At 70.7% G+C, this 14,051-nt stretch carries 10 protein-coding genes; 3 read left to right on the forward strand and 7 right to left on the reverse strand.

The window, feature by feature from the left end; genetic code table 11:
- Positions 1 to 2 precede the first annotated feature (2 nt).
- Positions 3 to 2,537, reverse strand: a complete 2,535-nt coding sequence (gene leuS / locus J4H92_RS13155) for a leucine--tRNA ligase (RefSeq protein WP_208098650.1) — start codon at positions 2,535 to 2,537, stop codon at positions 3 to 5.
- Positions 2,538 to 2,556: 19 nt separating this feature from the next.
- Positions 2,557 to 3,951, reverse strand: coding sequence for an anthranilate synthase component I family protein (locus tag J4H92_RS13160; protein WP_341783104.1), 1,395 nt, complete (start codon positions 3,949 to 3,951; stop codon positions 2,557 to 2,559).
- 60 nt (positions 3,952 to 4,011) lie between these two features.
- Here J4H92_RS13160 and J4H92_RS13165 point away from each other — a divergent pair, with 60 nt between their 5' ends.
- Complete coding sequence (locus J4H92_RS13165) at positions 4,012 to 4,755, forward strand: aminotransferase class IV (RefSeq protein WP_208098651.1); 744 nt, start codon at positions 4,012 to 4,014, stop codon at positions 4,753 to 4,755.
- 7 nt (positions 4,756 to 4,762) lie between these two features.
- Here the strand turns inward: J4H92_RS13165 and cydC are convergent, their stop codons facing one another.
- Genes cydC through J4H92_RS13185 form a run of 4 tightly spaced genes read right to left on the reverse strand, consistent with a single transcriptional unit; the run spans position 4,763 to position 10,692 of the window.
- Complete coding sequence (gene cydC / locus J4H92_RS13170; protein WP_243752362.1) at positions 4,763 to 6,475, reverse strand: thiol reductant ABC exporter subunit CydC; 1,713 nt, start codon at positions 6,473 to 6,475, stop codon at positions 4,763 to 4,765.
- Positions 6,472 to 8,136, reverse strand: coding sequence for a thiol reductant ABC exporter subunit CydD (gene cydD / locus J4H92_RS13175; RefSeq protein WP_208098652.1), 1,665 nt, complete (start codon positions 8,134 to 8,136; stop codon positions 6,472 to 6,474). The genes cydC and cydD overlap by 4 nt, the downstream gene beginning before the upstream one ends.
- Before the next feature lie 30 nt (positions 8,137 to 8,166).
- A complete protein-coding gene (gene cydB / locus J4H92_RS13180; RefSeq protein ID WP_208098653.1) occupies positions 8,167 to 9,204 on the reverse strand; it encodes a cytochrome d ubiquinol oxidase subunit II in 1,038 nt (345 codons plus the stop codon).
- 21 nt (positions 9,205 to 9,225) lie between these two features.
- Complete coding sequence (locus J4H92_RS13185) at positions 9,226 to 10,692, reverse strand: cytochrome ubiquinol oxidase subunit I (protein ID WP_208098654.1); 1,467 nt, start codon at positions 10,690 to 10,692, stop codon at positions 9,226 to 9,228.
- Positions 10,693 to 10,923: 231 nt separating this feature from the next.
- On the opposite strand from J4H92_RS13185, the gene J4H92_RS15810 reads away from it, so the two are divergent.
- Entirely contained in the window at positions 10,924 to 11,979 is a 1,056-nt protein-coding gene (locus J4H92_RS15810) for a phosphatase domain-containing protein (RefSeq protein ID WP_208098655.1), read from the forward strand.
- The gene (locus J4H92_RS13195; protein WP_208098656.1) at positions 11,976 to 13,067 is read left to right on the forward strand and encodes an FUSC family protein; all 1,092 of its coding nucleotides are present in this window, start codon (positions 11,976 to 11,978) and stop codon (positions 13,065 to 13,067) included. The genes J4H92_RS15810 and J4H92_RS13195 overlap by 4 nt, the downstream gene beginning before the upstream one ends.
- Before the next feature lie 279 nt (positions 13,068 to 13,346).
- Here J4H92_RS13195 and J4H92_RS13200 read toward each other — a convergent pair whose 3' ends face one another.
- Positions 13,347 to 13,907 carry a YceI family protein gene (locus tag J4H92_RS13200; protein WP_208098657.1) on the reverse strand — a complete coding sequence of 187 codons (561 nt, stop codon included), beginning with the start codon at positions 13,905 to 13,907 and terminating at the stop codon, positions 13,347 to 13,349.
- Positions 13,908 to 14,051 lie beyond the last annotated feature (144 nt).

Raw genomic sequence — 14,051 nt, forward strand, 5'->3', positions numbered from 1 at the left:
GATCAGCGCAGCGCGATGCTGACGATCTTCGGCACGCGCACGATCAGGTTCGCGATCTCGCGCTCGCCGATCGCGCGCTGCACGGCCTCGGAGGCCAGGGCCGCGGTCTCCGCCTCGGACTCGCTCACCGAGGCCGGCAGCGTGAGCCGATCCCGCACCTTGCCGTTCACCTGCACGACCAGCGTGATCTCGTCCTCCACCAGCAGTGCGGGATCGGGCTCCGGCCAGACCGCGAGGGCGACCGTCGGCTCGTGCCCGAGCTTCGCCCACATGTCCTCGGCGGTGTAGGGCGCGAAGAGCGAGAGGATCATCGCCGTCGCCTCAGCCGACTCCCGCACGGCCGGATCGGCGGCGCCGGCCCCCGAGTCGATCGCCTTGCGGGTGACGTTCACCTGGTCCATGAGCCGCGCCACGAGCACGTTGAACTTGTACTGCTCGACGAGGCCGGGAGCATCAGCCAGCAGGCGGTGGGTGTGGCGGCGCAGCTCCGTCGAGCCGGCGGAGAACTCCGCGCCCGGCTCGCTCGCCACATCGTCCGCCACTCGCCAGGCGCGGGCCAGGAACTTCGCGGACCCCTGCACCGAGACGTCGGCCCAGTCGATGTCGTCCTCCGGCGGCCCGGCGAAGGCGAGCGTCACGCGGAGGGCGTCTGCGCCGTGCTCGCGCAGCTCGCTGGCGAACTCGACGAGGTTGCCCTTCGACTTCGACATCTTGGCGCCGTCCTGCAGCACCATGCCCTGGTTGAGCAGCGCGGTGAATGGCTCCTCGAAGTCGAGGTAGCCCAGGTCGTGCAGCACCTTGGTGATGAAGCGCGAGTAGAGCAGGTGGAGGATCGCATGCTCGACGCCGCCCGCGTACTGGTCGATCGGCCCCCATCTGCGGGCCAGCTCCGGGTCGAACGCCTGCGTGTCGTCCCGCGCGGAGAGGAAGCGCAGGTAATACCACGAACTGTCGACGAAGGTGTCCATCGTGTCGGGGTCACGCGTCCACTCCTCCCCCGTCTCAGGATCGATCACCCGCGCCCACTCCGTCGCCGCGCCCAGCGGCGAGGCGCCCTTCGGCTTCAGATCGAGGCCCTCCGAGGCGGGCAGCCGCACGGGCAGCTCGGCCTCGCCCACCGGGCGCATCTCGCCGGCGTTCGAGTCGCCCGCGCCGTGGAGGATCGGGATCGGCGTGCCCCAGTAGCGCTGGCGCGAGATCAGCCAGTCGCGCAGACGGTAGGTCTTCGCCGCGCGGCCGGTACCGCGCTCCTCGAGCACCTCCACGGCGCGCGCGATCGCCTCGGCCTTGCCCAGCCCGTCGAGCGGGCCGGAGTTCACCAGGATGCCGTCCCCGGCGGTGGCGACACCGCTCTCCGCGGGATCCGGAAGCGGCTCGCCGTCCTCGCCGCGCACCTCGACGACCACGCGGACCGGCAGCTCGAACTTCAGCGCGAAGTCGAGATCGCGCTGGTCGTGGGCGGGCACGGCCATGATGGCGCCGTGGCCGTAGTCGGCCAGCACGTAGTCGGCCGCCCAGACCGGGATCCGCTCGCCGTTCACGGGATTGATCGCGAAGTGGTCCAGGAACACGCCGGTCTTCGGACGGTCGGCGTTCTGGCGATCGATCTCGCTCTGCTTCTGCGCCTCGGCGAGATATTCCTGAAAGCGCATACGCGCCTCCGGCGAGGCGCTGGCGGCCAGCTCCGCCGCGAGGTCGCTGTCTGGCGCGACCACCATGAAGGTCGCGCCGTAGAGGGTGTCGGGCCGGGTCGTGAACACCGGCACCTTCGCCTCACGGCCCTCGATCTCGAACTCGACCTCCGCACCGGTCGAGCGCCCGATCCAGTTGCGCTGCATGTTCAGCACCTTCGCGGGCCACTGCCCCTCGAGGGCGTCGAGGTCGTCGAGCAGGCGATCCGCGTAGTCCGTGATGCGGAAGTACCACTGGGTCAGCTTCTTCTTGACGACCGGGGCGCCCGAGCGCTCGCTCGTCCCGTCGGCCAGCACCTGCTCGTTCGCGAGCACCGTCTGATCCACCGGATCCCAGTTGACCCAGCTGGCCTTGCGATAGGCGAGGCCCTTCTCATAGAGCTTCAGGAAGAGCCACTGGTTCCAGCGGTAGTACTCGGGGTCGCTCGTGTGCAGCACGCGGCTCCAGTCGAACGACGGCGCGTAGAGGCGGAACGAGGCCTTCTGCTGGGCGATGTTCGCGTAGGTCCACTCGCGCGGGTCGACGCCGCGCTTGATGGCGGCGTTCTCGGCGGGCAGTCCGAAGGAGTCCCAGCCGATCGGGTGCAGCACGTCGTAACCGCGGCCGCGCCAGTAGCGCGCGAGCACGTCGCCGAAGCAAAAGGCCTCGGCGTGGCCCATGTGCAGATCGCCGGACGGGTAGGGGAACATGTCGAGCACGTACTTGCGGGGCCGCCCGCCGCCCGCCGCCGCGTCGTTCGCCTCGAAGGGCCGCAACTCCTCCCAGACGGGGAGCCAACGCTCCTGGATCGCCCGGAAATCGTACCCCGCCGCACCGCTCTCGGCGTGCTGATCGCTCGTCTGCATTCCTCTAGATTATCGCTGTTCACCTCGCGCCAGCGCCGCCCGCTCCGAGCGCACGCAGCAGGGGCGCGGCCTTCACGCTCTTCTCCGCGCGCTCCCTCGCCGGATCGCTGTCGACGGTGATCCCGCCGCCCGCACCGACGCGCGCGCGCGGCGCGGATCCGCCGAGGCCGCGCAACTCGACAGAACCCACGGCACCGAGCTCCCGGAGCTCGATGCTGCGAATGGTCATCGCGAGCTCGGCATCGCCGGAGCGATCGATCCAGCCGAAGCAGCCCGAGTACAGACCGCGCGGGGCCCCCTCCAGCTCGGCGAGAATCTCGACGGCCCGGTGCTTGGGCGCCCCGGTCATCGATCCGCCGGGGAAGCAGGCCCGTATCGCGTCGACCGCATCGAGGTTGCCGGCCAGCCGACCCGAGACCGTGCTGACCAGCTGATGCACGTGCGGATGGGTCTCGACGCGCAGAAAGCCGGTCGCCGCGACGGTGCCGGGAACGCAGACCCGGCTCAGGTCGTTGCGCATGAGATCCACGATCATCAGGTTCTCGGCGCGCTCCTTCGGGTCGACGGCGAGCTCCTGTGCGAGGGCGGCGTCGGCCTCTGGCGTGGCGCCCCGCGGCCGGGTGCCCTTGATCGGGTCGGTGCGGATCCCGTCCCCGCGCACGCTCAGGAAGCGCTCGGGGCTCGCGCTCACCAGAGCGCGCTCCCCCGCGACGATCACCCCGCCGCGCACCGCCGGCCCGGACTCGCGGAGCCGCAGGTAGAGATCGAGCGGATCCGCGCGGGGCCCGCGGATCTCGGCCGTATCGGTCAGGCAGAGCACATAGGCGTCGCCGTCCCGGATGCGCGTACGGCACCGTTCGACCAGATCCTCGTACTCGGCTGCGCTGCGCCGCCAGCTCGGGCGTCGCTCGAACAGCTCGGGCGGATCGTGCAACTCGGGCGGAGGTTGCAACTCGGGCGGAGATTGCACGGCAGGATCCCCCTCCCAAGGCGCAATCTCAGCCCGAAGCACCGGATCCTCTCGCAGCGAGGCCCCGCAGCGCGCGAGCCAGGCGTCGAGGGCCGCCTCGCTCGGGCCGCGCAGCTCGGCCTCTCCGCGATCGTGGTCGAGCACGAGTTCCACCCCCGTCCGCAGCGCGAACGCGGGGGCGGCGTCATCGAGGGCGGGATCGAGTCCGAGCAGCGCGACCCCGAACTCGTATCCGAACGCCACGACCCAATCCGCGTCCCCGCGAAGCGCCGAGAGGAAGTCCCGCTCGCAGCCGCGCTCGGCGATCCGCAGCTCTCCGGCGGCCCCGAGGCGGCCGACGCCGTCCCAATCGTCGATCCAGTACCAGGACGACGACGTCGAGGCGAGCGCGCGGGCCACGGCGGAGACGTCCGCAGGCCAAGGCACCTCTCGCCGCACTCCCACGGAGAACACTCTAGCGGCGCGGCCGCGATGCCCCCGGCACCCGCACGGTAGAGTGCCCGCATGGATGCTCTGCTCGCCGCCGACTCGTTCCGCGTGCGGGTGCGCGGAGGGCGCGCCGAGGTCCGAGGACTGGATCGTCACCTCGAACGGTTCACCGCCTCGGTCCGGGAGCCGTCGTCCGGCGCCTCTCCGCCCTCCCCGGACGAGCTGAGCGCCTTCATCCTCGACGCGCGAGCGCGGATCGCCGACTACGGTGCCGGCTTTCCGCGCCTCGAGCTCCGACGCCACGGCGGAACGACGGAGCTGCGCCTCTCCCTCCGCCCGCTGCCGGCGCTCGGCCGCACCGTCGAGCTGCGCTCGGCGCCCGGCGTGCGCCTCCCGGACCCCCGTCGCAAGGGGCCGAACATCTCGCTGCTCGCGGACCTGAACCGCGAGCTCGGCGCGGAGGCGCTGCTGCTCGACGAGACGGGACACGCGCTTGAGGGCGCAACCACCGGCCTGGTCTGGTGGCCGCCGGGGAACGGGCGGGATCCAGCCACGGACAGGGGGTACCTCGTCGCAGACGATCGCCGCGTCCCGTCGGTGACCGAATCGCTGCTGCTCGACGCCGCGGACGGGCGGCTGGAGGGCGCCGCCGCGAGCCCCGAGCAGCTCGCCGAGCAGGAGGTGTGGGCGGTGAACGCGCTGCACGGCATCCGCCCGGTCACGAGCATCGACGGCGCCGCGCTTCCCCGGCCGGACGAGCGCCGCCTGCACCGATTCCGCGAGGCTCTCGACCGCAGCTGGCAGCCCGTGACGAGCTGAACGACGGTCAGAGTGCGAGCGACGCCGACGCGGCCACCCCGTCGGGCAGCTCGACGTGCGAGATCAGGATCACGGCGCGGTCATCGGGCACCGCGCCGAGCAGGTCGGCGAGCAGCCGGTCGGCGAGCAGCCGATCCACGCCGGCGGTCGGCTCGTCGAGGACGACCACGGGGAAGTCGGCCAGGATCGCCCGGGCCAGCGCGATCCGCTGCGCCTGTCCGCCGCTCACGAGCGCGCCGCGCTCCCCCACCGGGGCGTCGAGTCCGCCGCGCCGGCGCAACCAGTCTCCGAGCCCTACGCGTTCGAGCACCGCGATCAACTCGGCGTCGTCGTGTGCGCGCCCCGCGCTGTCGGCGGCGAAGGCGAGATTCTGGCGCAGATCCGCGTCGAAGAGGTGCGGCAGCTGCTCGCACAGGCCCACGACGGAGCGCACGTCCTCGGCCCGCAGCTCGCGCGCCTCCACGCCGCGCAGGCGGTATTCGCCCTCGTAGTCGAGCAGCCGCACGAGCGCCAGCGCCAGGGTGCTCTTGCCCGCGCCGCTCTCACCGGTGATGACGAGCGTCTCGCCGGAGCGCAGGGCGAACGAGACATCGCGGATCGCCGGTTCGGGGCTGCCCGGATGCCGCACGGCCAGCTCGCGCACCTCCAGCACCGGAAGCGTTCGATTCTCCACCGCGGGCAGGGGTGCCGGATCCGCGGGGTCCGCCGGGATCACCTGCGGCAGGGGCGACTCGGTGAGCGCGGCCACTCTCGCCGCGCTCGTGGCGACGGTGCGGCGAGCGGTGAGCGCGGCCGGCACCTGGGCGAAGACCTCGAACACCGCGGCCGGCACGATCACCGCCGCGGCGAACAGGGGCGCCGAGATCCCGCTCCCCGCCTCCGGCAGCAGCACCAGCAGGATCAGGATCGAAGCCAGCCCCGAACCGGCCGCGAGGAGGGCGCCGCTCAGCCCGGCAGCACGGCTGCGCGCCAGCTGCACGCGGGAGAGGCGATCCTCCGCGGCGGAGATGCGTGCGCGCTGCCCGGACTGGGCGTCGAAGGCCGCGAGCACCTCCGCTGACGAGAACCGTTCGAGCAGCGCGTCGCTCAGCGCCCCTCGCGCCTCGGCGAGCTCGCGGTCGCTCGACGCGGCGATGCGATGCGACGACCACGCCGCGAGCGCGCCGAAGACGGCCAGGAGCACAGCCAGGATCAGCGCAGCCGACGGGGCAACGAGCGCCACCGCCGCGATGGTGAGCGACACGACGATGCCGCTGACGATCAACGGCTGTCGCACGCGGAGCGGTTCGTCCTGCAGCTGATCGACATCGTCCACGAAGGCCGCGAGCACGTCGCCCCGCCGGTGCGACTCGATCGCGCCCGGCACGCGGGGCAGCAGCGACTCGAAGGTGCGAGTGCGCAGCGTGGCCAGCTGCGCCAGCGCGGCGTCGTGACTGAACAGGCGCTCGACGTAGCGGAACGCGGCACGGCCGATCGCCAGCGCTCGCACGCCGACGACCGCGAAGGTCAGGTGCAGGATCGGGGGCTGCTCACCGGAGCGCACGATCAGCCACATGCTCAGCGCGAGCAGACCCACCACGCAGGCGTCCGCCAGGGCGCCGAAGACCGCGCCGGGCGCCGCCCGCCGCCACGGCGGCACCGCGCGCCTCAGCACCTCGGCGACGCCGGCGCGCTCGGCGGCGCGAGTCGCCGCGGCAGCGCGCACGCCCCCGGCGCTCAACGCTCGGCCCCGATCGCGTCGATCTCCTCCGCGCCGACGGTGACCACCCGGTCCGCCGCGTCGAGCAGCGCCTGCCGGTGGGTGACCACGAGCACGGCGCGGCCGGCCCGCGCCTCCGCGCGCATCGCCTCGGCCACGCGCGCCTCGCTGGCGGCGTCGAGCGCCGAGCTGGGCTCGTCGAGCACGACGGCTCCCGCGTCGGCCGCCCAGGCGCGATAGAGGCAGCGCGCGACGGCGACCCGCTGCGCCTGCCCGCCGGAGAGACCGGATCCCTGCACGCCCAGCGCGCGCGCCGCCGGGAGATCCGGCAGCCCGACCGCGGCGAGCGAACGGGAGACGAGCTCCGGGTCGGGCTCGTCCGAGCCGAGGGCCACGTTCTCGGCGACCGTGCCCCGCAGCAGTCCGGCCCGCTGTCCCGTCCAGGCCAGGGTCTCCGGGCGGCTCAGCGATCCCGCCGACGGCGCGACGAAGCCGAGCAGCGCCGAGACGAGCGTGCTCTTGCCGGAGCCCGAGGGGCCGGCGAGCGCGACGACCTCGCCCGGTCGCACCTCGAACGAGACCGGCCCGACGACCGCGCGACCGCCACGCTCCACGACCACCCCGTCGAAGCCGATCGGAGCGCCGCCGGGCGCACCGCTCGCCACGCGGGCCGGCTGATCCTCCTCGCCCTCGATGATCTCGAAGACGTCCTCGGCGGCGGCGAGCCCCTCCGTCGAGGCGTGGAACGCGGCGCCCACCGCGCGGATGGGCATGAACGCCTCGGGCAGCAGCAGCAGCACGAAGAGGCCGAGTCCGAGCGGGAACTCTCCGGCGACCAGCCGGGTGCCGATCGTCACCGCCACGAGCGCGATCGAGAAGGTGCCCGCCAGGTCGAGCACGAACCCCGACAGGAACGTGACGCGCAGCACGCGCATGGTGCGGGTGCGGTACTCCCCCGTCTCACGCTCGATGCGCTCCACCTGACGCTGCTCGCGGCGGAAGATCTTGAGCGTCGAGAGCCCCTCGACGACGTCGAGGAAGGAGCCCGACAGCCGCTGCAGCTGCGCCCACTGCCGATCCTGCACGCTGCGCGTCGCGAGGCCGATCAGGATCATGAACACGGGGATCACCGGGAAGACGATGAGCACCGTGACACCGCTGACCGGATCGGCGAGCAGCACCGCCAGCACGAGGATCGGGGTGGCGATGACGGTGAGGATCAGCTGCGGAAGGTAGGCGGAGAAGTAGCCGTCGAGGGCATCGAGTCCGCGGCCGAGCGCCGTCGCGGGCCCGGCATCGGCGCGGCCTGCGAGCCAGTCCGGCGAACGCGCATCGAGACGGTCGAGGGCGGCGGTGCGCAGTTGGGACTTCGCCCGCACCGCGCCGCGCGCCGCGAGCACGTCCATGCCCCAGCCCGCCGCGGCCCGCGCGAGCATCGCGGCGGTCGCCCCCGCGAGCAGCCACGGCAGCGCGTCGACGTCGGGGGCGCCCTCGCCGACGCGCCCGGATCCTCCGCCCATGCCGCCGAGCACCGGCAGCACGATCGCGGTGATCGCCTGCGCCAGACACCAGCACCAGGCGATCACCGCGAGGGTGCGCAGCAGGCCGAGCAGGCCGCCGAATCCCAGGACGCCGCGCACGCTGCGGGCATAGCGCAGCAGCCTGAGATCGAGCGGTTTCATCAGATCAATCCTAGGGCGTCCGCCGAGCGGCTACGCGTGCGCCTCCTCCTCCGACGGGATGTGGGCGCGGGAGAGGCGCTTGCGGAAGATCCAGTAGGTCCACGCCTGGTAGGCGAGCACCAGCGGCAGCGTGAACGCGGCCACCCAGGTCATCAGCTCGAGCGTCTTCTGCGAGCTGGCCGCGCCCGCGATCGTCATCGAATAGGCCGGGTCGATGTTCGAGATCATCAGGTGCGGATGCAGCGCCATGAAGATCGTCAGCAGGGCGAAGGCGATGGTGAGCGCGTTGAAGGTGAAGGCCCACCCCTCGCGACCCCGCAGGTTGAACAGGATACCGGCGACCAGCGCGACCGCGGCGAGCGCCGCGAGCAGGATCACCACTCCGGCGTTGCTGTCCCCCAGGTGCTGCAGCACCGTCCAGACGAGGAACGCCGCCGCGGACACCAGCGCGACCAGCCCGGCCTTCGTCGCGAGGGTCCGGGCGCGTTCCCGCATGTCGCCCATGGTCTTGAGCGCGATGAACACGAGTCCGTGCGTGAAGCACAGCAGCGTCAGCGTGATCCCGCCGAGCAGGCCGTAGGGGTTGAGCAGCGTGAGCAGCGTGCCCTCGTACACCCAGCCGCCGGTCTCGAGCGGGCGGATCGGCAGCCCCTGGATGAGGTTGGCGAACGCGGTGCCCCACAGCAGCGGCGGCAGGAGCGAGCCCCAGAAGATGAACTGGTCGAACCAGCGGGTCCACTGCCGGCCCTTGCCCTGGTGGCGGTACTCGAAGGAGACCCCGCGCAGGATGAGCGCGACGAGGATGAGCAGCAGCGCAAGGTAGAAGCCCGAGAACATCGTGGCGTACCACTCGGGGAAGGCCGCGAACAGGCAGGCGCCCGCGACGATGAGCCAGGTCTCGTTGAGATCCCAGACCGGGCCGATCGTGTTGATGATGAGACGACGGTCCGTGTTGTCGTTGCCGAGCACGGGCAGCGCCATGCCGACACCGAAGTCGAAGCCGTCGAGCACGAAGTACCCGATGAGCAGCACCCCGACGATGAGGAACCAGAGGGTGATGAGATCCATGTCCGTTTTCCTTGCCCTCTCCTAGTACACCGTGGCGAGCTTGTCGTGGTCGACGTCGCCTTCGCCGCTGCCGTCAGCGCCGCCGTCGCCGGAGGTCTCGATCTCCGGGGGCCCGGCCTGCGCCGCCTTGACGATCAGTTTGAACTCGACGACCGCGAGTCCGCCGTAGACCACGGTGAACACGATCAGCGAGACGAGCACAGCCCAGGCCGGCACGCCGGGCGAGACACCCGACTCCGTGGTCATCACGCCGAACACGATCCAGGGCTGGCGGCCCATCTCGGTGAAGATCCAGCCCACGAGCGAGGCGATCATCGGGACGGGCGCGGTCCAGATCGCGACCTTCCAAGCCCAGGCCGGCACCTCGCGGTTCTTGCGGGTGATCCACAGCCCCACGACCGAGACGAGCGTGGCGAGGGCCCCGAGCCCGATCATCCAGCGGAACGACCAGTAGGTGACCCAGATGATGGGCATGAACTGGCCGTCGCTCGGGCAGGTGAGCAGACTCGAATCCGCACCGCAGTACATCTCGGTGTAGGCCGCCTGCAGGTCCCGGATGCCCTCGACCTCGCCCGTGAAGTTGCCGTGCGACAGGAACGACAGCAGGTAGGGGATGCGCACCGAGAAGATCTCGTGCAGTCCGTCCGGGGTGCCGAGGCTGAAGATGGAGAACGAGGCGTCGGCGCCCGAGGCGGTCTCGTAGAGCGCCTCGGCCGCGGCCATCTTCATCGGCTGCGTCTGGGTCATCACCATTCCGAGCGAGTGGCCGGTGAAGCCGACGCCCATGAAGGCGAGGATGTTGGCCCACAGACCGAAGCGCAGGCTGGTCCGCATCTCGTCGACGTACTGTCTCCGGGAGAGGTGCCAGGCCGCGACCGCGACCATCACCGTCGCGGCGAACATGATCGAGGCGAAGATCGTGTGCGGGAACTGATGCAGTGCGACCGGGTTCAGCAGCACCTCGCCGATGTTCGTCAGCTCGGCCCGCTGCGTCTGCTCGTTCAGCTCGTAGCCGACCGGGTTCTGCATGAAGGCGTTCGCCGCCAGGATGAAGTAGGCCGAGAGGATCGTCGCGAGCGAGGTCAGCCAGATCGTCGCCAGGTGCGCGCCCTTGGGCAGCTTGTCCCAGCCGAAGATCCACAGCCCGATGAAGGTCGCCTCGAGGAAGAAGGCGATCAGTCCCTCCATGGCGAGGGGCGCGCCGAAGATGTCCCCCACGAAGCGGGAGTAGTTGGACCAGTTCATGCCGAACTGGAACTCCTGCACGATCCCGGTGACCACGCCCATCGCGAAGTTGATGAGGAAGATCTTGCCGTAGAGCTTGGTCAGGCGGAGGTACTTGACCTTGCCCGTGCGCACCCAAGCGGTCTGCAGGATCGCCACCAGGAAGCTGAGACCGATGGTGAGCGGGACGAAGAGGAAATGATACAGCGTCGTCAACCCGAATTGCCACCGGGCCAGCGTCAACGCATCTAAGAATTCGTTCACGAGTTCTCCAGAGTGCGGGGAGCGCCCACCAGCGGGGACGCACTCCCATAGTGAGCTCCGGGTAGAGGTATCATCCTCGCCAGAATCTACCGGCTGATCGCCGGTCGACTACGATTTTACCGAGTCTGAACGTTTGCTCCGAATCCGGCTCGACGCCGAGTCATATTGCACAGCGCCGGTTCGGCCGTCGAAGCCGTGGCCCGCGCTCCCCCCGACCTCTAAGCTGGACGGGTGACGGAATCTCGGCGAGCGGACGGCAGACCCCGGCTCGGGGCGCGACTCGAGGAGTGGCTCCACAGGCGTCGCCAGAAACGAGCGCTCGCGGCGGGCAAGGTTCCGGGGGTCATCCCCTACATCGGCTACGGCTCCCCGGAGTGGGTGCGCGTGCTCGGCCGAGTGCTCTACCTCAAGCCCGATGACGCCTCCGGCGGCCAGCGCTGGCGCCGGAACGGCGTGGGCAACGTCGGCCGGGTGCGCGGGTGGCGCAGCTTCACCAGCCTGCACGTTCCCTATCAGCCGGTGCGGGTGCTGATCGACAGCGAACCGGTCACCGAGGTGGTGAGCGATCGCGGCGGAGTCATCGACTCGATCGTCCCCGTGTCGCTGGAGCCGGGCTGGCACACCGTCACGCTCCAGAGCGGCGGAAGCGATGCGGTGGACGTTCCCGTCTACGTGGTCGACCCGGCGGCGCGCTTCGGGATCATCAGCGACGTCGACGACACGATCCTCAACACCGCGCTGCCGCGTCCCCTCGTGGCGGCATGGAACAGCTTCGTGCTCGACGAGCACGCCCGCACCTCGACGCCCGGCATGCCCGTGTTCTACGACCACCTGGTCGCGGCGCACCCGGGCTCCCCCGTCATCTACCTCTCGACCGGCGCCTGGAACGCGGCGCCGACGCTCAGCAGATTCCTGGAGCGCAACCTCTATCCGATGGGGCCGCTGCTGCTCACCGACTGGGGCCCGACGACGGATCGCTGGTTCCGCAGCGGCACCGAGCACAAGCAGCGGGAGCTGCGGCGCCTGGCCCGCGAGTTCCCGGAGGTGCGGTGGGTGCTGATCGGGGACGACGGCCAGCACGACGAGAAGCTGTATCACGAGTTCGCCAGCCAGCACCCGGAGAACGTGGCGGCGGTCGCCATCCGCCAGCTGTCCGTCGGACAGGCCGTGCTCGCCGGCGGTCGCTCGAAGGCGCGCCTGCACCAGGGCGCGAGCGGGGTTCCGTGGGTGTACGGCCCCGACGGGGCGACGCTGCGGGACGAACTCAGGAGCCTGGGCCTGCTGTGACCGCTCCGCGCACGAGACCGTGGCGCCGCTTCGAGCGCCGGGTGACCGGGCGCTTCACCGCGCCGGAGCGCGCGCCGCTGCTCCAGGTGCTCAAGGCCGCGGGTGCCGCGATCCTCACCTGGTTCGTCTGCCTGCTCATCTTTCCGGGCCAGTTGCCCATCTTCGGGGCGATCGCCGCGCTGCTGTGCGTGCAGGAGAGCGTGAACCAGTCGCTCACCCGCGGCATCGAGCGCGTCGTCGGCGTGCTGCTCGGAGTGAGCGTGGCGCTCGGAGCGGGCGCCGTGTTCGGTGCGCAGTCGTGGCTCTTCGTCGCCGCGATCGTCGTCGCCATGTCGATCGGATGGTCGCTGCGGATGACCAACACCTCCACCAACCAGATCGCGATCTCGGCGCTGCTGATGATCGCCCTGGGCGGCCTGGAGTTCGACTACGGGGTGGAGCGCCTGGTCGAGACGGCGATCGGCGCGGCGATCGGCGTGCTCATCAACGCGGTCGTGGTCGCCCCCGTGCACACCACCCGCATGCACGAGACCATCGGACGCCTGACCTCCCGCACCTCGGACGTGCTGCGCCGCATCGCCGACGGCCTCGAGGAGACGCGCGACGCCGCGTGGCTCGAGCGCATGCTCGCCGATGCGAGAAGCCTGCAGCAGGAACGGGCCGAGGTGCAGCAGCTGCTCCGCAACGCTCGGGAGAGCCTGCGGATGAACCCGCGCGGACCGCGCTACCGGGCGATGCTGGAGGCCGACGACGGCCTCTTCCAGCGGATCCAGCCGATCGTCACCCAGGTGAGCGGCATGGCTCGCGCGCTGGTCGACCTCTACTCGCCGAGCCTCGCCGGCGACCCGCAGGTCCTCGGGATCGCCCGTGAGATGCGCCGCGCCGCGCACGATCTCGAACGCCTGCCGAACGTGACCGCGGACGGGAGCGCCGGCGCCTCCGCGGGGACCGACCCGCCCGCCGAGCCGCCGGCGCTCACCGCGCCCTACGTCATCGCCTCGCCGCATCCGCAGCACTGGATCCTGATCGGATCGCTGATGGAGGACCTGCGCCGCGTACGCGGGAGGATCACCGGCGAACTGCTGTAGACGGCGTATGCCGCATTCTGGATCGGGGTCGCGGGGAAGCCCGCGGTTCCGGCTCCTGCATAGGGGTCGCTACGAGGCCCGCGGTTCCGGTGTCCATCCCTCCGGAGCGTCTTCGCGGTATGGCCGCACAGCGTGCCATACCGCTCTTCCGCTCAAGTGACAGAAACCGGAACCGCGGGCCTCGCCTCGCGCCGGGCGGTGAATCGCTGAACGCGATTCATTCCTGAGCGACCGGGGCAGTGGCCCCGCCAGCTTTCGCGATGAATCGCTGAACGCGATTCATTCCTGAGCGAAAGCTGCCTGCACATCCAGGGTGATGGTGACGTCGCTGCCGAGCAGCAGGCCGCCGGTCTCGAGCGGCGCGTTCCACTCGATCCCGAAGTCCTCGCGCTTCACCACGGCGGTGGCGGTGAAGCCCGCCTTGTAGTTGCCGTAGGCGTCGGCGCCGAAGCCTCCGAACTCGAAGTCGAAGGTGACCGGCTTGGTCACGCCGCGCAGCGTGAGCTCCGTGTCGACCTTGAAGTCCCCGCCCTCCTGGCGGATGCCGGTGCTCTTCAGAGTGAACTCGGGGAACTCCTCCGCTGCGAAGAAATCGCCGGTGCGCAGGTGGCCGTCGCGGTCGGCCTGGTTGGTGTTGATCGACGCGACCTCGACCCTGGCCTCGACGCTCGAATCGAGGGGGTTCTCGCCGGTGACGATGGTGCCGCTGAATCGCTCGAACTTGCCCTTGACCTTGCTGATCGCGAGGTGGCGCACGGAGAAGCCGACCTCGGTGTGAGTGGGGTCGATGTTCCAGGTGCCGGCGCGATAACCGGGGATCTGGTCGGCGGTGATGGACATGGGTGCCTCCTGGCGCAGTGACGTGACGAACGAATTTGGTTGATGTTTCAACTAACTGCCGAGTGTAGCAATACGAGAGCGGGCGCTGCAAGCGCGCGGCCGAGTGTTTCCGCAAACGACACGCGCCGTTCAGGCGGCATGCTC

The sequence above is a fragment of the Leucobacter weissii genome, from assembly GCF_017565745.1.
Classification (GTDB): Bacteria; Actinomycetota; Actinomycetes; order Actinomycetales; family Microbacteriaceae; genus Leucobacter; species Leucobacter weissii.